Below are 25,046 nucleotides of genomic sequence, written 5' to 3'. Positions count from 1 at the left end.
TCAATAATAATTTAATAGGAGGTATTATGAATACATATAAAAGACTTTTAAAATATACTCCGGAGAAGAATCATTACGCTTACATATCTATTTTTTTATCGGTTCTTGCTTCTATAACCGCAGTTATGCCCTACTGGTTTTTTTGGAAATTTTTAAATGAATTTATAATGAGAGGCAATGCTGTGAAAAGTAAAACCTATGCAATTATAATAGTGGGTTTGATGATAGCTTATGGATTCATCTATATTTTAGCAGTTATGATGTCACATTTATTAGGCTTTCGTTTAGAGACAAATCTTAGGAAAGAAGGGGCCAAGAATTTATTGAAAGCTTCTTTTTCATTTTTTGATGAAAATTCTTCTGGGAAGATAAAGAGAATTATAGATGATAATGCAGTGGAAACTCACAGTATTGTCGCTCATTTAATTCCCGACAATGCTTCTGTAATAGTAACCCCTTTACTTTTAGTAGCTATGACTTTTTATATAGATATAAGACTGGGAATATTAATGCTTCTTGTAATTTTAGTATCGGGTATAACTATTAAAGCTATGATGGGTAATAAGGAATTTATGAGGTTGTATACTGAATCCTTGGAAAGGTTAAATAGTGAATCTATAGAGTATGTAAGAGGCATGCAAGTTGTTAAAATTTTCAAGGGTACAGTACAATCTTTTAAAGCGTTTTATAAGGCTATTGTAGATTATTCAAAATACGTTTTAAATTATTCTTTAAGTACTAGAACTCCCTATGTGTTATTTCAGATTTTATTGAATATTTTCGTAGCTTTTACAGTTCCTTTTTCGGTTATCTTCATAAATAGAGGGGAAGATCCAAGGCTTATTTTATGTAAGATTGTTTATTGTGCAGTGGTTTCCGGAATATTGAATCTTACTTTTACAAAGGTTATGTACGTGGGAATGAATGGATTCTTAGGAGTTCAAGCGGTGGAAAAGCTTGAAAATTTATTTACTGAGATGTCAAAGGACAAGGTTAGATATGGAACTTTAGAGGATTTCAGTAATTTCAATATAGAATTTAAAAATGTATCATTTAAATATTCAGAAGACTATATTTTGGAAAATATCAGCTTTAAACTTAAAGAGAAACAGACCTATGCTCTTGTAGGGAAGTCGGGAAGCGGTAAGTCCACAATTGCAAAATTGATTTCAGGATTTTATAAAGTGAACGAAGGCAGCGTTTTAATAGGGGGAAATGATATTTCAACTTATTCAGAAAAAGCTCTGTCAGAAAATATAGCTTTTGTATTTCAAAATACTAAATTATTTAAAGTCAGTATATTTGAAAATGTAAAAATGGGAAAAGAAAATGCAAGTTATGAAGAAGTTATGGATGCCATGGAAAAAGCAAACTGTAACGATATAATCAATAAATTTAAAAGTAGAGAGAATACTGTAATTGGAAGTAAAGGAGTACACCTTTCGGGAGGGGAAATTCAAAGGATTGCCATTGCAAGAGCAATATTGAAAAATGCAAACATAGTTATTCTCGATGAGGCTTCGGCAGCTGCGGATCCTGAAAATGAATATGAAATTCAACGAGCTTTCTCCAACCTTATGAAGGATAAAACAGTTATAATGATTGCTCATAGGTTAAGTTCTATAAAGAACGTAGATGAAATTCTCGTAATTGAGGATGGCGATATTATAGAAAGAGGTAAAGACAGAGAGCTGATGAATTTGGAAGGTAAGTATAAATATTTTCAAGATATTTTCTCTAAGGCAAATGATTGGAGGATATATGGTAGATAAAATTAAAGAAGTTTTTCAATTAACAGATAAAGGAGCTAAGGGATTAATAAAAGCCAGTGTTTCTACTGTATTTTCATATATTTCTTATATGCTTCCTTTGATGTTCGTGATGTATTTCATAAGAGATTTATTAATGGGGAATTTGAAAACTCCAATGTTATATGTATTTATGATTTTAGGAATAGCGGTTGTAATGTACATGTTTTTATACGTCAACTACAATACTTTATATACGGAAACTTATAGAGAAAGTAAAAATTTGAGAATTGACATTGCCAACATTTTAAAAGAGTTACCGTTATCCTATTTTTCAAGACACGACGTTTCTGACTTAGCTCAAACTATAATGAAGGATGTTGAAGCTATAGAACATGCCTTAAGTCATGCTATTCCTCAAGCAATAGGATTGATTTTGTTTTTAATAATAGTTTGTATTTCTATGCTGGCAAATAATTTTAAAATGGCCCTGGCTATTATTTTGCCTGTAATTATAAGCTTTGTCTTGTTACTTTTAAGTAAAAGGATGCAGGTTTACGGTTCCACAAAGTACTATAATCAACTTCGAGTTAATTCTGATAAATTTCAAGAAGCAATAGAATTACAACAGGAGATTAGGAGTTATAATCAGGGCTATAAGGTCAGGGAAGACTTACTATGGGAAATGGACAAATCAGAAAAGATACATATTACATCTGAATTTTCTCAAGCTTTGCCTTTATTATTATCGTCTACGATTTTAAAGTTTGCTCTTGGATTTATTATTTTATTTGGAACGAATTTATATATTAATGGAGATATTAGTCTGCTTTATTTTCTAGGATACGTAATAGGTTCTGCGAAAATTGTATTTACAACTGAAGGTCTCTATGAAAATATTGGTGAAATAATGTATTTAGACGCAAGAATAAACAGAATAAGAGAATTGAGAAATACTGAAATTCAAAAGGGAGAACGAGTAGATATAAAGACCTATGATATTGAGATTAAAGATGTGGAGTTTTCCTATAATGAAGCTACAAAAGTAATAGATGGGATTTCCTTTGTGGCAAAACAAGATGAGGTAACTGCAATAGTGGGGCCATCAGGCTGCGGTAAAACTACGGTTTTAAGACTTATGTCCAGACTTTATGACTATGATAAAGGTTCATTATTCATTGGAGGAAATGAAATAATGAAAATTGATACTGACAGCTTGTTTGATAAAATTTCCATAGTTTTTCAGGATGTAATGCTTTTTAATACCTCAATAATGGAAAACATTAGAATGGGAAATAAAGAAGCAACAGATGAAGAAGTAAAAGAAGCTGCACGACTAGCAAATTGTACTGACTTTATAAAAAATCTTCCACAAGGCTACGAAACAGTAATAGGAGAGAATGGGAGTAATCTTTCAGGTGGAGAAAGACAGAGGATTTCCATAGCGAGAGCGATTTTAAAAAATGCTCCCATTATATTACTTGATGAGATAAGCGCTTCCTTAGATGTTGAAAATGAAATGCAGATACAGAATAGTTTAAATTCTTTAATTAAGAATAAAACGGTGGTTATTATTTCGCATAGATTAAAGTCTGTTGAAAATGCAGATAAAATAGTAGTTATGAATAATGGTAAAATTGATTCCATTGGTAAACACAAAGATTTATTAAAAAAATCAAAACTTTATAAAAATATGATTGAAAAATCAAATATAACGGAAAGTTATTTATATTAGGATGTATTATGAATAAGTTTACAGTAAAGATTTAATAAATGCTGGGCTGTTTTCAGTTCTAACTTTGATATTTTACTGGGGTTCGGGAAATATAGGTTTTATACTTGTATTTATGCCTGCACTACCTTTTGTATGTGGATTGGTGTCGGGCCCCATATTTATGCTCTATTCAACAAAAATAAAAATATCTGGAATGGCACTCTTGTCTCTTCCTTGATTGCTGAGTACATAATGAAGATGGGGAAATATGAAAGTATAGTTCATGCAAGGTGGGCTTATGTCGTATTTTCAACATTTTCAACCCACCTATATTCATCTCAAGAGATAACTATGTTAAATATTTAATAGATTCAGGTTACGGTATGGATTTTGCGAGTAAGGTTATGTCCGTACTTCCAAACTGGTCGCTTTCGGTTATTACAAAATGTGGTTGGATAGGTGCTTTTATAGTTATACTATAGGTATTAAAATTTTAAATAAGCATTTTAAAAAAGCCGGTATGGTTTAAACGAATGGGATGAGATTATTATAAAATTGGATTTTAGAACTAAATTTTTAATGACCATAGTTATAGCTTCGGTATGTATTTCAGGGAATTTACAGCAGAGGTATCCTTACTTATCTTTAATTAGAAGCTTAATTCCCTTTATATTGATGCTGTTGGAAAAGAAGTATTTTTCTTTATAAAGGGAACCCTATTTTTAATTTGTGCAGTAGTTTTAAATCAAGTTGTAATAGATAATTATAGCGGTGTTATTGGAACTATAGCATTGATTTTTTCAGGAATAGTTTTGAGGATGATACCTGGAATTATGATGGGTTACTATTCGATTGTTTCAACGAAGATGTCCGATTTAGTGGAATCTTTAAGGAAAATGAAGTTACCTGACTTTATAATAATTCCAGTTTTAATAATGTTTAGATTTCTATATTCTATTAAGGAAGATTATATCTTTATAAATGAAGCTATGAAAATGCACGGTTTAACTATGAGGAATTTTTTAAAAGAGCCAATCAGAGTATTGGAATATAAAACAGTTCCCCTGTTGATGTGTTCAACAAAGACGGCTGATGATGTAGCAATATCGGCAATGACTAGGGGAATGGAGGTTGGAGCTCAGAGGACGAGTGTTTCAGAAGTGAAATTGGGAATTGCTGATTATTTAATGTATATATTTATAGGAGGTATAGTTTTTATATTTTTAAGTAGTATATATGCTTAGATTAGAGAATTTTACTCTGAGGTATTCAGAGGAGCCTATTTTAGAAAATATTTCGTTGAATTTTTGTTCTAAATCCTATTATTAAAATATATTGATAATTGAGAATAAATTTTATCCCAACCACGTATTCTACTAGTCCATTTAAGAGAAGCGTCTACCATAGCTAGATATAGGCTTTTAGACAAGGCAAAATCCGTTGGAAATATAGCCTTATTCTTTGTTACTTTCCTAAGCTGTCTATTAAATGCTTCTATGGCATTTGTTGTATATATTAACGTTCTTATCTCTTGTGGATATTTAAAGTAGGTCGCAAGTTCAGCCCAGTTATCTGCCCAACTTCTTATACAACTTGGATATTTGTCATTCCATTTATATTCAAACAAATCTTATTGTAATAATGCAGATTCTATCATGTTTGGTATAAAACTGTCCTATTTAGTGTAGCCTATCAAATTTCTTTTAAAGTATGAACCTCTACAGATGTATATACTTCACCAGTACCATAATCATGTGGAACTTTTGTATTTACATAAAAATTAGAAACTTTATGAAGCACATCTGCTGCATCAGCATTACTATATTTTTTTTTGTTTTTCATTTTATCACCTATATTATTATAAATTATGGTCCACGTTAGTATAATTCATATTATTTAATAAATCAATAATATAATAAGTAAAAAAACAATTTAAAGATTAAAAGAAAAATAAGATTTTTTTGGCGCATCAGAGAGGAATCGAACCCCCAACACACGGTTCCGAAGACCGTTGCTCTATCCGTTGAGCTACTGATGCATATACATTTATTTTATCATAAAAACTTTGTTTAAAATTACTAAATTTAATATGGTATAATTATATATATTAATTTTAAGTATAAAGGAGTAAGTATGAGGACTATACTACAAATGATATTAGATAATAAAGATAAAGTTTTAAAAGTTCCTTTGTTTTGTTTTTTTTCAATAGTTATAGTTTTTATTGTCTTTAAATTTATAAAAAAAGAAGGAATAGCAAAATATATTTTTGGACTGGTTATGTTAGCAGTTGCCTTAGTATTGTTTATTGTATCTATAACAAATTTAACTGATCCTATAGTTTTAACTACCCTGGAGTTTTTTGTTTTAACTTTGGCATCAGGAGTTGTTTCTTTATGTGCTGCTTGGTTTTTAGATATATTTTTTGTAAAGGAAAAGAAATAATACTATGAATAAAAAAATAGCTGCTTTTTTTGATATAGACGGTACTATAGCTAGGGAAACTCTAATTGTAAGACATTTTAAGAAACTACTTGATTATGGAATTATTGAACAATCTGTTTGGTATGATAAAATTAGACCATTTCAAGATGCTTATTCTAAAAGATACAATGACTATGATTATTATTTTTTAGCTTTAGCTGATGCATATAGAGAAAGTATTACAGGTTTTAATAGTGTCTTTAATCAATTTATTTCACAACAGGTTGTTGAAGAAATAGGGGAAATTGTATATAAATACACTCGTAGTAGAATAAACTTTCATAAGAATGAGGACCACTATATTTTCTTTATTTCAGGCAGTCCAAATTTTTTAGTTAGAGAAATGGCTCTAAAATATGAAGTTACTGAATATAAGGGTTCAGAATATAAAATTGATGAAAACAATAATTATAATGGTGAAATTGAGCCTATGTGGCAAAGTCGGAAAAAGAAAATGGAAGTTTTAAAGTTTGCTGAAAAATATAATGTAGATTTATCAAAGTCATACAGTTATGGTGATACTTCTGGGGATGTGTCAATGTTAAAATTAACTGGTAATTCCATAGCTATTAATCCAACTAAAGAGTTGGTAAATATTATTAAAGAAGATGAAGAATTAAAGAAAAAAGCACAGATTATTGTAGAAAGAAAAGACGTAATTTATTCACTAGATTCCTCTGTAAATATATTGGATATATAAAAATATTATTGAATTTATTAATGATATTGAATTTCAATTTCGGCAATGATATAATAATATTGTATTAAAAATCAAGGAGGGATTTATGAATTATATAGGAAAAAAAGTCGAAGAATTTAAGGTTCCTGCATATAAAGATGGAGCTTTAACTACTGTTTCAAGTGATGATTTAAAAGGTAAATGGTCAGTGTTGTTTTTCTATCCAGGAGATTTTACTTTTGTTTGTCCAACAGAGTTAGAGGAATTACAAGGCCTATATGAAGAATTTAAAGCTATAGGAACAGAAATTTATGGAGTTTCAACAGATAGTGAATTTGTTCATAAGGCTTGGTTAGATGCATCTGAACAAATGAGCAAGGTAGAATATCCATTATTATCCGATAGATCTTTTACTCTTTGTAATCAATTTGGTGTTCTTATTGAAGAAGAAGGACAAGCAAGAAGAGGAACTTTCTTAATAAATCCAGATCTTGAAATAGTTCTTTATGAGGTAAGTGCAGATGGTATTGGTAGAAATGCTAAGGAATTACTTAGAAAGGTAAAGGCTGCACAATATGTGGCAAAATATGGAGACCAAGTTTGTCCAGCAAGCTGGGAACCAGGAGATGACACTTTAACTCCAGGAATTGATTTAGTAGGAAAATTATAATATTTAAAGTCTTGGTTTTTTAGCCAAGACTTTTTTTGTAAGATTATGCTATTTGTTAATTTTCTTTATTTCTTTAAAAAACTTAGATGGCTTTACTTTTGTTTCATACCTGTACTTAGGAAAAACTAAATATAGTTGTTTTTTTGCTCTTGTAATTCCAACATAAAATAGCCTTCTTTCCTCTTCTAAACTTGAAGCCCTATCACTATAAATTGGAAATTCACCATCAACTAAATCAATTAATAAGACATTATCATATTCTAATCCCTTTGATTGATGTATTGTAGATATAAAAATATTACTAGTATTGAAATTTTTATTTTTTAAAATAGTCTCAATATTTTCAAAAGCTTTTAGAAGTTCGTTTATTGTTTTATAGTCTTTTGCAAAGTGTAGAATTATTTCTTGGATATAATTAATTGGAATATTTTCAAAATGCTTAGAAATATATTCAATATATCCTAATTCTTCAAAAATTAACTTAATAGAGTTATATAAGTTTAAATTAATTATTTTTTCAAGGACAAATTTCAAATTTTCTACTAATTCTTTTTGATAATCCTTTATATAGGAATCATCTAATATTGTATCTAGTATGCTTTTATTAAAATCAATATTTAGACCATAAACATAATCTTTTTTTAAATATAGGTTTAATTTATAATAAATGGATTTAAATAGTTCTAAATTATTACTATCAAGGGCAAAATCAATTATATTGTTTAAATCTTGTAGTATAATATTTAAGTTATTATTATTGAAATTTAATCTCTTGTTAAATTGAATTTTATTTTTTATTAAATCAAAAGCAACAGAATATGCGCTAATATTATTTCTAAATAGAATGGCTAAATTTTCATTGGATTTTAGGTCAGATATTTTATTAGTAATAAATTTATTTTGACTTTCAATATTTTTAACTTTTATTATTTGTATTGGTGTTTTCTCATTGTTGTGACTTTCAACTGTTTTTAAATATCTTTCCTTATTGTTTCTAATTATATAATCAGATAACATTACAATGTCTTTAGTAGATCTGTAATTTTTATTTAGATAATAATATTTTATATTTTCAAATATTGAGGAAATTTTTAATAGGTATTCTGGATTAGCTCCTCTAAAAGAATATATTGACTGATCATCATCTGCTAAAATATATATATTATTTTCTGGATAGGCGATTAGTTCCAATATTTTAAATTGAATTAAACTTGCATCTTGTCCTTCATCTAATTGAAAATATTTATAATTCTTTTTAATAATTTTTAAAATATCATTATGATTTTTCAAGATATTGTATGCATAGGTTAACATATCATCAAAATCAAATAAATTATTTCTTTTTTTATAATCTTCATATTTTAAAGCAATATCAAAGAAATGGTTATTATTTAAAGTTTCTAAACTTAACATATTGTTTTTTATTAAACCATAATTTGTAAAAAAATAATCCAAATCATCATTTGAAGGAGGGGCTTTATAAGATTCATAAAAAATACGTTTTAATAGCTTATATTTATTAAAAATATTATTTCCTTCAATTAATTTTAAATTTACTTTATATTTTCTAGAATATAATTTTATTACATTAAAGGCAAAGGCATGAATAGTTGAAAAAACTGCATTATTATTTTTATCCATTATATTAAAACGGGTTTTCATATCACTTGCTTGTGTTTTACTAAAAGTTAAATTTAAAATTTGTTTATATTCCACAGATTGGGTATTATTTAAGTATATGATTCTATTTAACAAAACAGTAGTTTTACCTGAACCAGGCACAGCTAAAACCAGTGCCGGACCATTGTTGTGTGAAATTGCTTTTTTTTGTTGGTCTGATATAATCATTTAATCACCAAATTGATTATATCAGAATAATAATCAGAAATAAAAATAAAGGAGTTTTTTAATGAGATTAAATGAATTTATGGAGCAAAGAAAATCATCTAGAGAATATAAAAATAAAAAATTATCGAAGAAAGAAATATCATTAGTTGAGGAAATACTAGATGATGTAAATAAGGAAGCTAAAAAATATGGTGTAGAATATAGATTATTTAACGGAAAAGATATTTTCGATGGTTTAAAAGGTGAAGGTGGTTATTCAGGAGTAATGATAGAGGCCCCAGCCTATATAACACTAGGTATGTCAGATTTAAATGATAAAGCCTACATATACGGTTCATATTACTTGGAAGATATAATTGGTAAATTATCAAATTTAGGATTTGGTACTTGCTGGGTTAGTTTATTTTCCGTTGATAATAAAATTAAAGAAAATGTTTTTAAATTAAATGAAACTATAGATTTTATTTTAGCATTTGGAAAACCAATTACTCAATCTATACTTACAGATGAGCCATATAGTAATAGATTAAGTATGGAAGAATTTGTTTATTTTAATGACTTTAATACTCCAGCTACTGTAGAAAAATTAGAAGGTTATGGTTTAGATGAAATATTTTACTATTTAAGAAATGCTCCATCTGCCTTTAATAAGCAACCTTGGAGATTTTTAATAAAAGATGGTAAAATTGATTTATTTATTGATGACTTTCAAGGTAATGTAAATTTAACTGATGCAGGTATTGTTATGTATTATTATGAAGAATTAGCTGCTTTAGCAGGTATTAATGCAAGTTGGGATTTAGAAGTTGAGCCTTGTATTGAAACTGATAAAAAATTTATAGGAAGGACAAATTTCTAGAAGTGGGAAACCACTTCTTTTACATTTATGGAAAAATTTAGAAGAAGTAATAACTATATAAATATAGCCAACAGTTTTTACATTAATAAGGATTTGGAAAAAGCCTTAAAATATTATTTTAAAGCTTTAAATTTTGAAAATTCTCAAGATGAGTATATAAATATATATTTAAATATTGCTCAAATATATTTTGAATTAGATAAAAAATATAAGGCTATTGAAACTTATGAAATTATTTTAGAAAAATTTGGAAAAATAAAAGAAGCCTATTATGGAATTGCTGTAATGTATGATTATTTAGATAAGTTTACAGAAGCAGAAAAATATTATTTAGAATCTTTGAAAATAGATAGTACTTTTAGAGATGCTTTGTTTTTTTTAGCTGATCTATATGACAGAAAAGGTAAGGTTGAAGAAGCTGTTTTATATTATAAAAAAACAATAGAGAAACATCCAGAGGATTACATGGCCTATAATAATTTAGGAAGTATTTTTGAACAAAATTCTAGGTATAAAGATGCTATAGAGTTTTTAAAAAAATCTATTGAAATTAATCCAAATTACTATTTGTCTGTATTTAATTTAGGCATAGCATATAAGGGATTAAATGATTATAATAATGCAGAAAAATACTATTTAACAGCTTTAGAATTAAATCTACAGGAAAGTAATATATATTTAAATTTATCAGCCTTATATATTGAAAATGAAGAGTATGAGAAAAGTTATAATATCTTAAATAAAGGAATAGAAAATATACCAACATCGGCAAATTTATTTTATAATAGAAGTTGTGTAAATTTAAAGTTTAAAAAAGTTGATGAAGCTATGGATGATTTAGAAATTTCCTGTGAATTAAATCCTAGAATAGCAGATTATTCTTTAATAGACCAAGACTTTGATTCTTATAGAAAGGATAAAAGATATTTAGATATAATAAATAGATACTTGAAATAATTACTTGCAAGCGATATACTAATAATAATATAACGTTAGGAGTGATTAAATATGAAAAGAAAAAATTCTTTCATTCTTATAGCAGTTGTATTAGTATTTACAGTATTATTTGCATCGTGCTCAAATAATAATACAACTGCTACAGAGGACATAAAAGAAACAAACAAAATAGAGGAAAAGGTTAGTAGTAAAATAACAGTAGCTGCAGCAGCTAGCTTAACTGATGCTTTTAATGAAATGAAACCTATATTTAAAGAAAAAGAAAATATAGAATTGGAATTTACATATGGGGCAAGCGGTACTTTACAAAAACAAATTGAAGAAGGAGCAGGTGTAGATTTATTTATTTCTGCCAGTACTAAAAATATGGATGAATTAGTAGAATCTAAATTAATAGATGAGGATTCAGTTGGTACTATTTTAAAAAATGTTTTAGTATTAATAACTCCTAAAGAGTCTACTGTTAAAAATATTTCAGATTTAGAATCTATAGATGAAAAAATTGCAATAGGGGAAACGAAATCAGTTCCTGCTGGACAATATGCAAAACAATCTTTAGAAAGCTTGAACTTATGGAGTCAATTAGAGGATAAATATGTTTTTGCTAAAGATGTAAGAGCAGTTTTATCCTATGTAAGTACAGGTGAAGCTGGAGCAGGATTTGTTTATAAAAGTGATGCAATAGGAGAGGGAAATGTAGTTATAGTTGAAGAAATTGATGAATCTAATCATGATCCAATAGTTTATCCTGGTGGAGTTATTTCCGAAAGTAAGGAAAAAGATGCTGCAAGAAAATTTTTAGAATATCTTAAAACCGATGAAGCAAAAGATATACTAATAAAATATGGATTTGTTGTAGACTAATGAATATTTGGGAGCCAATTATTCTTTCCTTAAAAGTAGCAACTATTTCAACTTTCTTCACTTTAATCATTGGAACTTTTTTTGCCCATGTATTTACAAAGTATAATTTTCCCTTTAAAGATGGATTAGAGGTTATATTTACACTACCAATGACAATACCTCCTACAATAGTTGGATATTTATTGTTAATTCTCTTAGGTAGAAGAGGTCCTATTGGTGTTTTTTTGGAAGAGGTATTTGGTATTAGGATTATTTTTACTTGGGTAGCAGCCTGTATTGCATCTATAGTTGTTTCATTACCGTTAATGTATCAGAGTATAAAATCTTCCTTGCAAGGTGTAAATCCCGTCTATGAAAAGGCGGCAAAAACCTTAGGAGTATCAAATATAAAAATATTTTTTAAAATTACTGTTCCACTAGCATTACCAGGAATAGTAAGTGGTATTGTACTTTCCTTTTCAAGAGCCTTAGGGGAATTTGGTGCAACATTAATGGTTGCTGGAAATATTCCAGGCAAAACAGAAACAATTCCATTGGCAATTTATTATGCTGTGGAAAGTAACAACAAGGAAAAGGCAAATGTGCTAATGTTAATTGTAATATTGTTTAGCTTTATAAATATATATTTGTTAAATAAATGGCTTAAAAAGAAGAGGATGAATTAATGTCTAATTTAATAGTCAATATAAATAAAAAACTTAATCATTTTACCTTAGATTTAGATTTTGAATTAGACAAAGAAATTTTAGTTATTCAAGGAGAATCAGGTTCAGGAAAAACAACTACATTAAATATAATATCCGGTTTAATGAAACCTGATAGGGGATATATAAAGTTAAATAATTCGATTTTAGTAGACACTAAAAATAAAATATCTGAAAAGGTTCAAAATAGAAAGATTGGTTATGTTTTTCAAGATTTTGCACTTTTCCCTAATATGACTGTTAAAAAAAATATTAAGTTTGCTATAAAAGATGAGAAAATCTATACTGAAATTATAAACTTATTAAAAATAGAACATCTTTTAAACAATTATCCAGCTGAAATTTCCGGGGGAGAAAAACAAAGGGTTGCCTTAGCTAGAACATTGGTTACAAGGCCAGAATTACTTTTGCTAGATGAACCATTTTCAGCTTTAGACAGTAAGCTAAAAAACAAATTATATACTGAATTTAAAAGTATTATAGAAAATTTAAATATTCCAGTTATTTTAATCACCCACAATGAAAAAGAAGCCGAGATTTTAGGTGATAGATTATTGTATTTAAAAAATGGAAGAATTCAAGCTAGGTAAATTCCTAGCTTTTTCATTTGTTTTTATAATGTTATAATATAGACTGGAGGATTAAAATGAACATTAAAAATAATATAATAAAATATATTTCATCTAATAATTATAAACCGATGACTAAAGAAGAATTAGCATTGGAATTTAATATAGATATAAAAGAATATAGAACTTTTTTTGAAATATTAAGGGATTTGGAAAAGGAAGGTTCTTTATTTAAAACTAAAAGGGAAAAGTATGTTTTAGCTTCTTCTGAAAATTTATATAAGGGTATATTACAGGGAAACAAGGCTGGTTTTGCATATTTTATAGAAGAAAATAAATCCATAGCAGATGTTTTTATTTCAAAAGATAGACTAAACAAAGCAAAACACAAGGACACTGTATTAGTAAGAATTATATTAGATGCTACAGAAAACAGAAGTGCTGAAGGAGAAGTTGTAAGAATAATAGAAAAAAGTAAGACACCAATAGTTGGAACCTATAAGGATTCTAAACAATTTGGATTTGTAATTCCCGATGATTCTAAATATGGTTTTGATATTTTTATTGCAAAAAGGGATAAAAATGGAGCTAAAAACAATGACAAAGTAGTAATAAAATTAAAGGATGAAGTTAAAAATGGTAAAAGTCCGGAGGGAATTATAACTTCAGTACTAGGGAATAAAAATGAAAAAGGTGTTGATATTTCAAGTATTGCATTGGAATTTCAATTGCCTTATGAGTTTTCAAATAAACTATTAGAAAAAGCAGATACAGTTCCACAAAAAGTTTCTAAAGAGGAAATAAAAAAAAGACATGATTTTAGGGATTTATTTACGGTTACAATAGATGGGGAAGATGCAAAGGATTTTGATGATGCTGTTTCAATAGATAAAAAGGGTGATAATTACATTCTATATGTTCATATAGCTGATGTAGCTCATTATGTTGCTAAGGGAAGTGCATTAGACAGAGAAGCCTATAAAAGAGGTAATTCTATTTATTTATTAGACAGGGTTATTCCAATGTTACCTAAACAATTATCCAATGGAATTTGTAGCTTAAACCCTAATGAAGATAGATTAACAATTACTTGTAAAATGGAAATAAATCATAAGGGTAAGGTTGTTGACTATAAGTTTTTTGAATCTGTTGTTAATTCTGACTATAGATTAGTCTATAACCATGTATCAGATATTTTAGAAAATAAATCAGATTACTATAAAGATGATTTTTTAAATAATAAGTTAAAAATAATGGAAGAGCTTTTTGAAATTTTAAGGGATAAAAGAAAAAATAGAGGTAGTATCGACTTCAACTTTGTTGAACCTAAAATAATATTAGATGAAAATGGAAAAGCTGTTGATGTAGTTAGGGAAGAAAGAAGAGTTGCCAATAGAATTATTGAAGAGTTTATGATTGTAACTAATGAAACAGTTGGAGCACATTTTGGCTATATGGAAGAACCATTTATCTATAGGGTTCACATAGAACCAAGTAAGGAGAAGGTTCTACAATTTAAGAATATAATTAAAAAATTTGGTTATTTTCTAAAGGGACAGGATATTTATTCTAAGGATTTCCAAAAAATCTTGGAGGAAGTAAAAGGAAAACCAGAAGAAATGTTGGTTTCAACCTTGTTGCTTCGCTCACTTTCAAAAGCTGAATACAGTTTAGAACCGGATATACATTTTGGATTATCCAGTATGTTTTATTCTCATTTTACATCTCCAATTAGAAGATACCCAGATTTATTTATTCATAGAATCTTAAAAAACTTTATCCATAACAAGCCAAACACAAAAAATATGAGAGCTTATTTAGAAATGATAGATGAAGTTGCACATCATTGCTCTATGACTGAAAGACGAGCAGAAGAAGCCGAATATGAAGTAACAGATATGAAAATGGCAGAGTATATGGAACAACACATTGGGGAAGAATTTGAAGGAATTATTTCCTCCTTAACAAATTTTGGTATTTTTGTCCAACTTCACAATGGAATAGAAGGATTGGTGCAATATAGTCAAATGAAAGATGATTATTACACTTTTAATCAAGAATCCTATATAGTAGTAGGAGAAACAAGGAATAAAATATATAATCTAGGTCAAGAAGTTACGGTAAAGGTAATAGATGCTAGTAGTTCCAGAAGGCAAATAGACTTTGAATTTATAAATTAATGGTGAAAAATATGAGTAAGAAAATTATAGCTAACAATAAAAAAGCACGTTTTGAATATTTTATTGAAGAGGTATTTGAAGCAGGAATTGTTTTAAAAGGTACTGAAGTAAAATCTATACGAAGAGGTAAGGTCTCTATTAAAGAAAGTTATTGTCTATTAAAAAATGGAGAACTTTTCATATTTGGTATGCATATTAGTCCATACGAACACGGTAATAGATATAACGTAGATCCTTTAAGAACAAGAAAACTACTCCTTCATAAAAAACAAATTAATAAACTAATAGGCGCTACAAAAGAAAAGGGATTTACAATAGTACCCTTAAGTTTATATTTAAAAGATGGTTTGGTAAAATTGGAAATAGCCTTAGCCAAAGGTAAAAAAATATACGATAAAAGGGATAGCATTGCTAAAAAAGACGCTGAAAGAAGAATTCGTAGAGCTGTAAAGGAAAGGTATTAAATAGTTGTAAATAAAAAAATAGAGATTTATTTCTCTATTTTTTTATAATCTTCAATATTAAACTCTTTTAAATTTACCAACTTGGTTTCGTAATTATCATAATAGACCATACCGGGTTTAGCATGTTTAGCCTTTCGTACATTTTTCTTTAAAGTATAGTCAACAAGAACGTAATCTTCTTTTGATTGACTACTATAATAAGCTGCTAACATAGAGGCATCGTTAATATCCTCTTCTGTAATATTATTACCTCTTAAAATAACATGGGAGCCAGGAACATCTTTTGCATGTATAAAATAATCGTTTTTATTAGCAAATTTCAAGGTTAGATAATCATTTTGATAGTTATTCTTTCCTATATAGATGTCATTATTATTTTTGTTTTTATAATGTAGTGGAGTAGATGGTTTAGGTTTGGTTTTTGCCTTCTTTCTCCTCTTAATATATCCACTATTTTCAAGTTCATCTCTAATTTCATCAATTTCATTGTTTGAATTTACAAATTTGAGACTTTCTAAAACTTGGTTAATATATTCTATTTCAAGTTCTAATTTTGGAATTTGTGTCTTTAATAATTTATTAGCCGTTTTTAATTTACTATATTTTTTATAGTAAAATTGAGCATTTTCCCAAGGACTTTTAGTTTCATTTAATTTTATTTCAATTATTTCTAAACTTGGGTCATAGAAATTTTCAGCATTTAAAATTGTTTGTCCCTTTTTTATAGTATGACTATTAGCAGATATTAAATCTGCCCAAATTTTGTATTTTTCCCTATCTGCACTAATAATTTCTTCTTTTTTTAGTTTTTCCAATTTACTTAAGTTTCTATTTAAAATTGTTTTTAAACTTTTTTGTAAATTAGATATTTTCTGACCAACTTTATCAGATATAGTTGTATGGCTATAAAAATCGTCTACTAAATCCGAAATATTCTCATACTGTTTATAATTTTCACCTAGATGATTTAATTTAACAGAATGAAAATCTAAATAATTATTATTTGAGTCCTTATATATATTCATTTCATATTGTTTATTTATAATTGAATTTATAATATCGTTAAAAACAATATCTATTGAATTTATATCTTCCTCGTTTAAATCACTTGTTTTTATATCAAAATCCAAATTAGCTCTATAGCATATTTCTTTTCCTAATTGTGGACTAAATCCAGTGTAATTCATATAAAAAAGTCGTGATAATTTAACAGATTTTTCTAATGTAGATATAATTTTACTTGGATAAACAATCTCTTTATTTATATCTATTTTTTCATCAGGAATATTTGTATAGGTCATACCTGGTAAAACCTGTCTTATTCTACTTAAATCTAAAGTAATCCTTTTTATACTATCTATTATTTTTTGATCTTTTTTATATGTTAAAATTATATTAGAGTATTTTCCCATTAATTCTATTACTAGAGTTTTTATTACAAAATCTCCTAATTCATCTAATGATTGAATATCTATTTTAATAACCCGATCTAATCCAAACTGTTCAATATTAATAATGTTTCCACCTTGTAGATGTTTTCTAAGAAGCATACAAAAAGTAGGAGCTTGAACTGGGTTTTCAAAATTATTTTTTGTAATATTCATTCTAGGATTATTACTAGAAGCATCTATTAATAGTTTATAGTTATTTCTATTATTATAAATATTAAATATTAAACAATTTTTATCAGGTTGGTTAATTTTATTTATTTTTCCATTTATTAACAATTTTTGTAATTGTTCCACTATAGTTTTTGTAACTACACCATCAAAACTCAAAATATCACCTCTGAATAATTATATCATAGTAATTGTTAAGAAAAAGTAATAATCTATTGTATTATAATTTAATATATATTAAAATTAAATAATTAAGGAAAAGGAGAAAATATGGTTTATTCAATGACAGGCTTCGGAAGAAGCAATGGAGAAAATGATGATTTTACAATATCTATAGAAATAAAGACAGTTAATCATAAATACCTAGATATTCAAATAAAATCACCATATTATTTTAATTATTTAGAAGAAGATATAAAAAAAACAGTAAAAAAATATCTTAATAGAGGTCGTATAGAAATTTTTCTAAAAGCCACAAGAAAAATTGGTAATGCAGCTAAAATAGATGTAGACTATGCTTTGGCTAAAAGCATTAATGAGGCTTTAAATAATTTAAGAAATGAATTGGAAATAAATGAAGAAGTAGATTTAAATAATATTTTAAAATATGATGGCGTACTTAATCTACAATACGAAGAACCTAATGAGGATAGTACCAAAAAATTTATAATCGATTTAATGGAAGAAGCTTTAATAGAATTAAAAAATATGCGACAAGTTGAAGGTGAAAATTTAAGTACTATTATAAATTCTCAATTAAATGAAATTAGTAATCTAGTTTCAGAAATAGAAATTGAGTCACCTAAATTAACGGAAAAATATAGAGAGGATCTTTTTAACAAGTTAAATGATATTTTTAATGAAATAGATTCTATAGATATGGATAGGGTTAGTTTAGAAATTGCTCTATATGCTGACAAATCCGATATAACAGAGGAAATAGTAAGACTTAGATCCCATGTAGACCAATTTACCAGTACAATGTTAGAAGAAGCATCTATTGGAAGAAAATTGGATTTTATAATTCAAGAGATGAACAGGGAAGTAAATACTATTAGTTCAAAATCTAACGATAAAATAATTACTGAAAAATCAATTGAACTTAAGACTATTATAGAAAAAATTAGAGAACAAATTCAAAATATAGAATAATGGAGGATTAAATGAGAGATGGATTTCTATTAGTATTATCAGGGCCTTCAGGTGTTGGAAAAGGTACTGTTTGTGAAGCTTTATTAAAAAAGAGAAAAGATATTAAATATTCAATTTCAGCTACAACTCGTAAAAAAAGACCACAAGAAAAAAATGGTGAAAATTATTATTTTTTATCTTTAGATGAATTTAAAGACAAAATAGAAGATGGGGAATTTATTGAATATGCTAAAGTACACGGGAATTATTATGGTACTCCAAAAAGCTATGTAGTAGATAGAATAGGAGAAGGAGATATTGTTATACTGGAAATAGATGTTCAAGGTGCTTTACAAGTAAAGGAAAATTACCCTGGAGCAGTATATATATTTTTACTGCCACCAGATATGAAGGAGTTAAGAAACAGAATAGAAAAAAGAGCAACTGAAGATGAAGAAACTATAAATCTTCGAATGAATAATGCAAAGAATGAACTATCTTTTATAGACAAGTACGATTATGCAGTTATTAACGATGAAATAGAAAAAACCGTTAATAAAATAGAATGTATTATTGAAGCTGAGAAATTAAAAGTTACAAATATTCAAGGGGTGAAATTATGATTAATCCATCATTTAAAGAGTTAGAAAAAATTAGTAATAGTAGATATGCAATTTGTGTTATGGCTTCTAAAAGAGCTAGAAAAATAATAGATGGTTCTGAAGTTTTAATAAAAACTAAGGACAAAAATCCAGTTACAATTGCTATTGAAGAAATAATGGAAGGTAAAGTTACAGAAGTAAAGGGAGAGTAATGAGTAAAAAAAGAATTTTAATTTGTGTAACAGCAGGAATAGCAATTTATAAAGTTGTAGATGTTGTATCTAAATTAGTGAAAAAAGGTTATGAATTAGAAATAATAATGACAGAAGCTGCTACTAAATTAATTTCTCCTTTAGTGTTTGAAACTATGGGCAATTGTTTAGTTCATACTGACATGTTTCACAAGGGACATCATTATGAAGTTGAGCATATTGAAATAGCTAAAAGAGCTGATTTGTGTTTAGTAGCTCCTGCAACAGCAAATACTATTGCTAAATTAGCTAATGGTATAGCTGATAATTTACTTACATCAACTTTATTAGCCTATACAAAAGATACTTTTGTGGCAGTTGCCATGAATACAAATATGTTAAATAATGTTGCAACAGTAGACAATATTAATAAATTAAAAAATAGAGGGTTTAAATTTATTAATTCAAAAGTTGGATTTTTAGCCTGCAATACCTATGGTGATGGAAGATTAGCAGAGCCTGTAGAAATTGTTGAAGAAATAGACAGGTATTTTATAAAAAAAGATTTAGTAGGTAAAAAAATTATAGTTACAGCTGGTCCAACTATTGAAAGAATTGATCCAGTAAGGTATATAACAAATGATTCAAGTGGGAAAATGGGTTATTCTATTGCAGAAATGGCCTACAATAGAGGGGCAGAAGTAGTATTAATTTCAGGCCCTAGTAAATTAAATATATCTGATGGTATAAATAAAATAGATATAATTACAAATAATGAATTAAAAAATTCTATTGAAAAGGAATTTTCTAATTCAGATGTTCTTATTATGGCTGCAGCTCCTTGTGATTTTAGGGTAAAAGAACAGAGTAAGGAAAAAATAAAAAGAAAGAAAGAAAGTTTTAATTTAGAATTACTGCCAAATGAAGATATACTCTCACATTTTGGAAAAATTAAAGAAAATAGGTTAATTATAGGATTTGCCGCAGAATCAAATGATTTAATTGAAAATAGTAAAAGAAAACTAGAAAACAAAAACTTAGACTATATAATTGCAAATAATATTACTGAAAAAGATGCAGGTTTTAATGTAGATACAAATAAGGTGAAAATTGTTTCTAAAGAAGAAATAATAGATATACCATTAATGCTTAAAAGTGAAGTAGCTAATAAAATTTTGGACTTAATATAAATGATTTATGTAGAAATTGTTCTTGAAAATAAAACAAGAGTAACCGATAGGATATACACCTATAAAGTAGATGAAAAGTATGAATTTGATGTAAAAATAGGTAAAAGAGTAATAGTACCTTTTGGAAAGGGTAATAAAAAAAGATTAGGTATTATAGTAAATATTCTAAGTGAGTTTAGTTCTGAATTTGAACTAAAATATATTTATAAAATAGTAGATAAAAACCCTATAGTTACAAATGATTTAATAGACCTAGCCTTTTATATGAGAGATAGGTATTTATCGGATTTTTCATCTGCTTTTCAAACGGTTTTACCTCCAGGAAACTGGAAGGATTTAGCAGAATACTATTTTATAAACGATAAGATAAAGAATAATTTAGGTGAAGAAATTAATAATTTCTTACTTAAACCTAAATCATATGAAGATATTTCAAATAAATATCCCGATTTAGATATTTCTAAATTAGTGGAAAGTAAAATATTAAAAACACAATATATTATTAAAAATTCTGTAAGGGAAAGAAGAACTTATTTTTTTGAATATAATAATGATTTTAATTTAGGAAAAATAAGAAAAAACGCAAAATCTCAAATAAAAATAATAGAATTTTTAAAAGAAAATGGAAGAACGGAAATAAAAAGGCTAATGAAGGAAACTTCAACCTCTTCAAGTGTTTTAAAAACTTTAGAAGAAAAACAAGCTATTTTAAAAACTGAAGAAGTAAGTTATGGAAATATTATTGAAGAAAGTAATATTTATAAAAAAATAACTTTAAATAGTGAACAAAAAGAAATATTTAATAATATTTTACAAAGCGATAAAAACTTAAATTTAATTCATGGTGTAACCGGTAGTGGTAAAACAGAAATATACTTACATTTAACTGAAGAAGTATTAAAAGAAAATAAATCAGTAATAATATTAGTTCCTGAAATTTCTTTAACACCACAGACGATTGAAAGGTTCTCTGGTAGATTTCCAAACCAGGTTGCTGTACTTCACTCGAAACTAACACCTACAGAAAAACTAGAACAATGGCAGCAAATAGAAAATGGAGATTATAAGATTGTAGTCGGTGCTAGATCAGCTGTTTTTGCACCAGTAAAAAACTTAGGTCTTTTAATTATAGATGAAGAACATGACACTAGCTATTTTAGTGAAAAAAATCCGAAATACAATACTATTGAAGTAGCGGAATATAGGGTAAATATGAATAATGCCAAATTAGTTTTAGGTTCAGCTACACCGAGTATTGAATCCTATTACAAAGCTAAAAATGGGCATTATAATCTATTTGAAATAATGAATAGAGCAACGAATTCATCTTTACCACAAGTAAATATAGTCGATATGAGAGAGGAGTTAAAAGCTGGGAATATTTCTATTTTTAGTTCTCAGTTAAAAGAAGCTCTTACAGAGAATTTATCTAGTGGTAAACAGAGTATTTTATTTTTAAACAAAAGAGGACATACCTCATATATCTTTTGTAGAAGATGTGGTTATGTAGAAATGTGTCAACATTGTGATGTTTCAATGACTTATCATAAAAGAAGTAATAGATTGGTCTGTCATCATTGTGGTAGAACAAAATATAAACCAAATGTTTGTCCTAATTGTGGAAGTAGATATATTAAGGAATTCGGTGCTGGAACAGAAAAATTAGAAGAAGAATGTAAAAAAATATTTCCAGAAGCAAAAATATTTAGAATAGATGGAGATACTAACACTGGTAAAAACACCTATGCTAATCTATATAATAAAATGAAAAACAGGGAAATTGATATTTTAATTGGAACCCAAATGATAACTAAGGGATTTGATTTTAAAGATGTAACATTAGTCGGAATAGTAGCAGCTGATATTAGTTTAAATGTTGGTGATTATAAATCTTCGGAAAAAACCTTCCAATTGTTAACACAGGTAGCAGGAAGGGCAGGAAGAGGCGAAAATAGTGGTAATGTATTTATACAAACATATAAACCGGACCATTATTCAATAGTTGCTAGTAAAAATCATGACTTTGAATCATTTTATAATTTAGAAATAGAATATAGGGAAAAGTTTAGGTACCCTCCTTTTTATAATTTATTTAATATTAAATTATCTGGAAAAAATCGAACACAAACAAGATTGAAACTTTTTGAAATACTCAGATATATTCAAAACAATCTTAGAAGAGAAAAAATTAAAAACATAGAGATTATTGGACCAAATCCTAGTCCCGTAAATAGGATTAATGATTATTATAGGTTTGATATTCATTTTAAATTTGAAAAGGACAATTTAGAATTTCTAAAAATAATAAAAAGAGTTTTAATAGAAGATGAATATAAGATTAACTTAACTGGATTTAAATTAAGCATGACAGTTAATCCTATATCATTTTTTTAGGAGGCAATATGGCAATAAGAAAAATTAGGATAGAGGGAGACCCTCTATTGAGAAAAAAATCAAGAGAAGTTACAGAAATAAATGACAGAACTTTAGAACTTCTTGAAGATATGAAAGACACTTTATATGAAGCAGAAGGCTTAGGGTTAGCTGCTCCACAAGTAGGTGTTTTAAGAAAAGTTGTAGTAGTAGACATGAGAGACGATGAAGGATTATTAAAAATGATAAATCCTAAAATAATAGAAAAAAGTGAAGAAACTCAAATTAATATTGAAGGTTGTTTGTCAGTTCCTGATGAATCCGGTTATGTTCAAAGACCTAAAGAATTAACAGTTGAATATTTAGATGAAAAGGGAGAAACACACAAAATGAAGTGTGATGGATATAAAGCTGTTTGTATTAGTCATGAACTTGATCATTTAGAAGGTATACTTTATATTGATAAAAAAATAGAAGTAGACGAAGAAATGTTAGAAAGTGAAGAACTATTAGAAAATGAAGAAAATGGTGACACTAAATGATTAAAGTAGTTTTCTTAGGTACACCAGATTTTGCTGTAGAATCATTAAGAAAATTAAATGAAGATGAAAATATTTCTGTTGATTTAGTAATTAGTCAAAAGGATAAAAAGAGAAGTAGGGGTAAATTTACTCCTACTCCTGTTAAAGAATATGCAATAGAAAATAATCTGGAATGTATTACTCCAGAAAATGTTAATTCAGATGAAGTATATAATACCTTGTGTGAATTAAATCCTGATTTATTAGTAGTTGTAGCCTATGGACAAATAATAGGAGATAGGTTGTTAGAGAAGTTTAAAGATAGAATTGTAAACTTACACTCTTCAGTACTTCCAAAGTATAGAGGAGCGGCTCCTATAAACTGGGCTATAATTGAAGGTGAAGAAAATTCAGGAACCACAATTATGCTAGTAGAAAAAGAATTAGATTCTGGAGATATTTTAAAAATTGAAAACACTTCTATTGGAGAAGATGAAAATGCAGAACAATTACATGATAGATTAAAAATAATTGGGGCAAAATCCCTTGTAGAAGTAATTAACAATTTTGATTATTTTTACATTAATAGAAAAGAACAAGATGAAGAATTGGCTTTATACAGAGGCATGTTGAAAAAATCAATGGGTAGTATTAACTGGACAGATAATATAGATGATATATATAATAAATTTAGGGGAATGTATCCATGGCCAGGGTCATATTTTAAATATGATGATAAAATTGTAAAGGTTCATGGAATGAATACTATTAAGGAAAATCATAAGGAAGAATTTGGTAAAGTTGTAAATGTATCAGACAAGGGTATAAAAATAGCCGTAAATGGCGGTTATATAGTTTTAAATAGAATTCAATTTCCTAATAAAAAAGCTATGGATGTGAAAGATTTTTTAAAAGGAAATGAATTTAAAACTAATATAGTTTTAGAGGGATAAATATGTACGGATATAATTATTATTATAATTTTGATTGGACCTACTTGTTAGTATTATTTGCAATTATACTAGCAATGTTTGCACAGCAAAAAATAAGTAGCTCTTTTAATAAAAATAGTAAAATTCCTTCCCAAAGGGGATTTACAGGAAAAGAAGTAGCTAGATTTATTTTAGATAGAAACGGACTAAATGATGTAGAGGTGTTACCTGTTTCAGGTAATTTAACAGATCATTATGATCCTTCAAAAAAGGTAGTTAAATTATCGCAAAATGTTTATAATAGCTCTTCTATTGCAGCTATTAGCGTTGCTGCCCATGAAGTTGGTCATGCCATTCAAGACAAGGAGGAATATATACCTTTAAGAATTAGGTCTGCCTTAGTACCTGCTGTTAATTTTGCTTCAAAATATGTTTTTATTTTGATATTAGTAGGATTTTTTGCAAATCTCTTTATGCTAGTACAAATTGGAATTGCTATTTTTATGGTTGCAGTATTATTTCAAATAGTAACACTGCCAGTAGAAATAAATGCAAGTAAAAGAGCCTTAATTCAATTAGAAGATTATGGAATATTAGAAGAAAGTGAAATAGACAAGGGAAAATCTGTTTTAAAAGCCGCTGCTTTAACATATATTGCATCAACATTAGTGGCAATAACACAATTAATACGTTTAATTTCAAATACAAGGAGAAGAGATTAAGGGATTGATTAGAATCCCTTTTTTT

25 protein-coding genes, 1 tRNA gene and 1 pseudogene are annotated in these 25,046 nt (G+C 27.4%); 22 read left to right on the top strand and 5 right to left on the bottom strand.

Features of this window, described 5'->3' with window-relative positions; all coding sequences use genetic code 11:
• The first annotated feature begins 26 nt into the window (after positions 1-26).
• From WAO56_RS12155 to WAO56_RS12140, 4 genes are all read left to right on the top strand, one after another.
• Entirely contained in the window at positions 27-1,772 is a 1,746-nt protein-coding gene (locus WAO56_RS12155) for an ABC transporter ATP-binding protein (protein ID WP_422144322.1), read from the top strand.
• Positions 1,762-3,483: an ABC transporter ATP-binding protein gene (locus WAO56_RS12150; protein WP_422144321.1), complete on the top strand. Its 1,722-nt coding sequence runs from the start codon at positions 1,762-1,764 to the stop codon at positions 3,481-3,483. The genes WAO56_RS12155 and WAO56_RS12150 overlap by 11 nt, the downstream gene beginning before the upstream one ends.
• 64 nt (positions 3,484-3,547) lie before the next feature.
• Positions 3,548-3,700, top strand: coding sequence for a hypothetical protein (locus WAO56_RS12145; protein WP_422144320.1), 153 nt, complete (start codon positions 3,548-3,550; stop codon positions 3,698-3,700).
• 433 nt (positions 3,701-4,133) lie between these two features.
• Positions 4,134-4,706 carry an energy-coupling factor transporter transmembrane component T gene (locus WAO56_RS12140; RefSeq protein ID WP_422144457.1) on the top strand — a complete coding sequence of 191 codons (573 nt, stop codon included), beginning with the start codon at positions 4,134-4,136 and terminating at the stop codon, positions 4,704-4,706.
• Between the two features lie 68 nt (positions 4,707-4,774).
• On the opposite strand, the pseudogene WAO56_RS12135 reads toward WAO56_RS12140, so the two are convergent.
• From WAO56_RS12135 to WAO56_RS12125, 3 genes and pseudogenes are all read right to left on the bottom strand, one after another.
• Positions 4,775-5,086, bottom strand: a pseudogene (locus WAO56_RS12135) (transposase); the annotation flags it as partial.
• A gap of 68 nt (positions 5,087-5,154) precedes the next feature.
• On the bottom strand, positions 5,155-5,304 hold the full coding sequence (locus WAO56_RS12130) for a hypothetical protein (RefSeq protein WP_422144319.1): 150 nt from the start codon (positions 5,302-5,304) through the stop codon (positions 5,155-5,157).
• Positions 5,305-5,424: 120 nt separating this feature from the next.
• A tRNA-Arg gene (locus WAO56_RS12125) sits at positions 5,425-5,500 on the bottom strand.
• 95 nt (positions 5,501-5,595) lie between these two features.
• On the opposite strand from WAO56_RS12125, the gene WAO56_RS12120 reads away from it, so the two are divergent.
• The 3 genes from WAO56_RS12120 (at position 5,596) to ahpC (ending at position 7,295) form a co-directional block, all read left to right on the top strand.
• Entirely contained in the window at positions 5,596-5,907 is a 312-nt protein-coding gene (locus WAO56_RS12120) for a hypothetical protein (protein ID WP_422144318.1), read from the top strand.
• 4 nt (positions 5,908-5,911) lie between these two features.
• A complete protein-coding gene (locus WAO56_RS12115) occupies positions 5,912-6,646 on the top strand; it encodes an HAD-IB family hydrolase (RefSeq protein ID WP_422144317.1) in 735 nt (244 codons plus the stop codon).
• A gap of 85 nt (positions 6,647-6,731) precedes the next feature.
• On the top strand, positions 6,732-7,295 hold the full coding sequence (gene ahpC, locus WAO56_RS12110) for an alkyl hydroperoxide reductase subunit C (protein ID WP_422144316.1): 564 nt from the start codon (positions 6,732-6,734) through the stop codon (positions 7,293-7,295).
• 48 nt (positions 7,296-7,343) lie between these two features.
• On the opposite strand, the gene WAO56_RS12105 is transcribed toward ahpC, so the two are convergent.
• Positions 7,344-9,143 (bottom strand): ATP-dependent helicase, encoded by a 1,800-nt coding sequence (locus WAO56_RS12105; RefSeq protein WP_422144315.1) that lies wholly within the window; start codon positions 9,141-9,143, stop codon positions 7,344-7,346.
• A gap of 61 nt (positions 9,144-9,204) precedes the next feature.
• On the opposite strand from WAO56_RS12105, the gene WAO56_RS12100 reads away from it, so the two are divergent.
• Genes WAO56_RS12100 through smpB form a run of 7 tightly spaced genes read left to right on the top strand, consistent with a single transcriptional unit; the run spans position 9,205 to position 15,740 of the window.
• Positions 9,205-10,002 (top strand): nitroreductase family protein, encoded by a 798-nt coding sequence (locus WAO56_RS12100; RefSeq protein WP_422144314.1) that lies wholly within the window; start codon positions 9,205-9,207, stop codon positions 10,000-10,002.
• Positions 10,003-10,029: 27 nt separating this feature from the next.
• A complete protein-coding gene (locus tag WAO56_RS12095) occupies positions 10,030-10,959 on the top strand; it encodes a tetratricopeptide repeat protein (RefSeq protein ID WP_422144313.1) in 930 nt (309 codons plus the stop codon).
• Positions 10,960-11,010: 51 nt separating this feature from the next.
• Positions 11,011-11,823, top strand: coding sequence for a molybdate ABC transporter substrate-binding protein (gene modA, locus WAO56_RS12090; protein ID WP_422144312.1), 813 nt, complete (start codon positions 11,011-11,013; stop codon positions 11,821-11,823).
• Entirely contained in the window at positions 11,823-12,488 is a 666-nt protein-coding gene (modB, locus tag WAO56_RS12085; protein ID WP_422144311.1) for a molybdate ABC transporter permease subunit, read from the top strand. The genes modA and modB overlap by 1 nt, the downstream gene beginning before the upstream one ends.
• The gene (locus WAO56_RS12080) at positions 12,488-13,117 is read left to right on the top strand and encodes an ATP-binding cassette domain-containing protein (RefSeq protein ID WP_422144310.1); all 630 of its coding nucleotides are present in this window, start codon (positions 12,488-12,490) and stop codon (positions 13,115-13,117) included. Before modB ends, WAO56_RS12080 begins: the two co-directional genes overlap by 1 nt.
• A 56-nt stretch (positions 13,118-13,173) precedes the next feature.
• A complete protein-coding gene (rnr, locus tag WAO56_RS12075) occupies positions 13,174-15,276 on the top strand; it encodes a ribonuclease R (RefSeq protein WP_422144309.1) in 2,103 nt (700 codons plus the stop codon).
• A gap of 11 nt (positions 15,277-15,287) precedes the next feature.
• On the top strand, positions 15,288-15,740 hold the full coding sequence (smpB, locus tag WAO56_RS12070) for an SsrA-binding protein SmpB (protein ID WP_422144308.1): 453 nt from the start codon (positions 15,288-15,290) through the stop codon (positions 15,738-15,740).
• Between the two features lie 26 nt (positions 15,741-15,766).
• On the opposite strand, the gene WAO56_RS12065 is transcribed toward smpB, so the two are convergent.
• Positions 15,767-17,518, bottom strand: coding sequence for an Rqc2 family fibronectin-binding protein (locus tag WAO56_RS12065; RefSeq protein ID WP_422144307.1), 1,752 nt, complete (start codon positions 17,516-17,518; stop codon positions 15,767-15,769).
• 111 nt (positions 17,519-17,629) lie between these two features.
• Here WAO56_RS12065 and WAO56_RS12060 point away from each other — a divergent pair, with 111 nt between their 5' ends.
• Genes WAO56_RS12060 through WAO56_RS12025 form a run of 8 tightly spaced genes read left to right on the top strand, consistent with a single transcriptional unit; the run spans position 17,630 to position 25,021 of the window.
• Positions 17,630-18,511: a YicC/YloC family endoribonuclease gene (locus WAO56_RS12060; RefSeq protein ID WP_422144306.1), complete on the top strand. Its 882-nt coding sequence runs from the start codon at positions 17,630-17,632 to the stop codon at positions 18,509-18,511.
• A gap of 11 nt (positions 18,512-18,522) precedes the next feature.
• Positions 18,523-19,113: a guanylate kinase gene (gene gmk, locus WAO56_RS12055; protein WP_422144305.1), complete on the top strand. Its 591-nt coding sequence runs from the start codon at positions 18,523-18,525 to the stop codon at positions 19,111-19,113.
• The gene (rpoZ, locus tag WAO56_RS12050; RefSeq protein WP_422144304.1) at positions 19,110-19,304 is read left to right on the top strand and encodes a DNA-directed RNA polymerase subunit omega; all 195 of its coding nucleotides are present in this window, start codon (positions 19,110-19,112) and stop codon (positions 19,302-19,304) included. Before gmk ends, rpoZ begins: the two co-directional genes overlap by 4 nt.
• Positions 19,304-20,473: a bifunctional phosphopantothenoylcysteine decarboxylase/phosphopantothenate--cysteine ligase CoaBC gene (coaBC, locus tag WAO56_RS12045; RefSeq protein WP_422144303.1), complete on the top strand. Its 1,170-nt coding sequence runs from the start codon at positions 19,304-19,306 to the stop codon at positions 20,471-20,473. The genes rpoZ and coaBC overlap by 1 nt, the downstream gene beginning before the upstream one ends.
• Complete coding sequence (priA, locus tag WAO56_RS12040) at positions 20,474-22,867, top strand: primosomal protein N' (RefSeq protein WP_422144302.1); 2,394 nt, start codon at positions 20,474-20,476, stop codon at positions 22,865-22,867. It begins immediately after the preceding gene.
• Between the two features lie 8 nt (positions 22,868-22,875).
• Positions 22,876-23,388 carry a peptide deformylase gene (gene def / locus WAO56_RS12035; RefSeq protein WP_422144301.1) on the top strand — a complete coding sequence of 171 codons (513 nt, stop codon included), beginning with the start codon at positions 22,876-22,878 and terminating at the stop codon, positions 23,386-23,388.
• Positions 23,385-24,320, top strand: coding sequence for a methionyl-tRNA formyltransferase (gene fmt, locus WAO56_RS12030; RefSeq protein ID WP_422144300.1), 936 nt, complete (start codon positions 23,385-23,387; stop codon positions 24,318-24,320). Before def ends, fmt begins: the two co-directional genes overlap by 4 nt.
• Before the next feature lie 2 nt (positions 24,321-24,322).
• Positions 24,323-25,021 carry a zinc metallopeptidase gene (locus WAO56_RS12025; protein WP_422144299.1) on the top strand — a complete coding sequence of 233 codons (699 nt, stop codon included), beginning with the start codon at positions 24,323-24,325 and terminating at the stop codon, positions 25,019-25,021.
• Positions 25,022-25,046 lie beyond the last annotated feature (25 nt).

Source organism: Miniphocaeibacter sp., assembly GCF_049276255.1.
GTDB lineage: Bacteria > Bacillota > Clostridia > Tissierellales > Peptoniphilaceae > Miniphocaeibacter.
This window is presented reverse-complemented; position numbering and strand designations above follow the sequence as displayed.

Excerpts from the sequence above, each read along its gene's own strand:
- WAO56_RS12155 (WP_422144322.1), top strand. The coding sequence starts at position 27 with ATGAATACATATAAAAGACTTTTAAAATATACTCCGGAGAAGAATCAT.
- WAO56_RS12150 (WP_422144321.1), top strand. The coding sequence starts at position 1,762 with ATGGTAGATAAAATTAAAGAAGTTTTTCAATTAACAGATAAAGGAGCT.
- WAO56_RS12130 (WP_422144319.1), bottom strand. The coding sequence starts at position 5,304 with ATGAAAAACAAAAAAAAATATAGTAATGCTGATGCAGCAGATGTGCTT.
- WAO56_RS12120 (WP_422144318.1), top strand. The coding sequence starts at position 5,596 with ATGAGGACTATACTACAAATGATATTAGATAATAAAGATAAAGTTTTA.
- WAO56_RS12115 (WP_422144317.1), top strand. The coding sequence starts at position 5,912 with ATGAATAAAAAAATAGCTGCTTTTTTTGATATAGACGGTACTATAGCT.
- ahpC (WP_422144316.1), top strand. The coding sequence starts at position 6,732 with ATGAATTATATAGGAAAAAAAGTCGAAGAATTTAAGGTTCCTGCATAT.
- WAO56_RS12105 (WP_422144315.1), bottom strand. The coding sequence starts at position 9,143 with ATGATTATATCAGACCAACAAAAAAAAGCAATTTCACACAACAATGGT.
- WAO56_RS12100 (WP_422144314.1), top strand. The coding sequence starts at position 9,205 with ATGAGATTAAATGAATTTATGGAGCAAAGAAAATCATCTAGAGAATAT.
- WAO56_RS12095 (WP_422144313.1), top strand. The coding sequence starts at position 10,030 with ATGGAAAAATTTAGAAGAAGTAATAACTATATAAATATAGCCAACAGT.
- modA (WP_422144312.1), top strand. The coding sequence starts at position 11,011 with ATGAAAAGAAAAAATTCTTTCATTCTTATAGCAGTTGTATTAGTATTT.
- modB (WP_422144311.1), top strand. The coding sequence starts at position 11,823 with ATGAATATTTGGGAGCCAATTATTCTTTCCTTAAAAGTAGCAACTATT.
- WAO56_RS12080 (WP_422144310.1), top strand. The coding sequence starts at position 12,488 with ATGTCTAATTTAATAGTCAATATAAATAAAAAACTTAATCATTTTACC.
- rnr (WP_422144309.1), top strand. The coding sequence starts at position 13,174 with ATGAACATTAAAAATAATATAATAAAATATATTTCATCTAATAATTAT.
- smpB (WP_422144308.1), top strand. The coding sequence starts at position 15,288 with ATGAGTAAGAAAATTATAGCTAACAATAAAAAAGCACGTTTTGAATAT.
- WAO56_RS12060 (WP_422144306.1), top strand. The coding sequence starts at position 17,630 with ATGGTTTATTCAATGACAGGCTTCGGAAGAAGCAATGGAGAAAATGAT.
- gmk (WP_422144305.1), top strand. The coding sequence starts at position 18,523 with ATGAGAGATGGATTTCTATTAGTATTATCAGGGCCTTCAGGTGTTGGA.
- rpoZ (WP_422144304.1), top strand. The coding sequence starts at position 19,110 with ATGATTAATCCATCATTTAAAGAGTTAGAAAAAATTAGTAATAGTAGA.
- coaBC (WP_422144303.1), top strand. The coding sequence starts at position 19,304 with ATGAGTAAAAAAAGAATTTTAATTTGTGTAACAGCAGGAATAGCAATT.
- priA (WP_422144302.1), top strand. The coding sequence starts at position 20,474 with ATGATTTATGTAGAAATTGTTCTTGAAAATAAAACAAGAGTAACCGAT.
- def (WP_422144301.1), top strand. The coding sequence starts at position 22,876 with ATGGCAATAAGAAAAATTAGGATAGAGGGAGACCCTCTATTGAGAAAA.
- fmt (WP_422144300.1), top strand. The coding sequence starts at position 23,385 with ATGATTAAAGTAGTTTTCTTAGGTACACCAGATTTTGCTGTAGAATCA.
- WAO56_RS12025 (WP_422144299.1), top strand. The coding sequence starts at position 24,323 with ATGTACGGATATAATTATTATTATAATTTTGATTGGACCTACTTGTTA.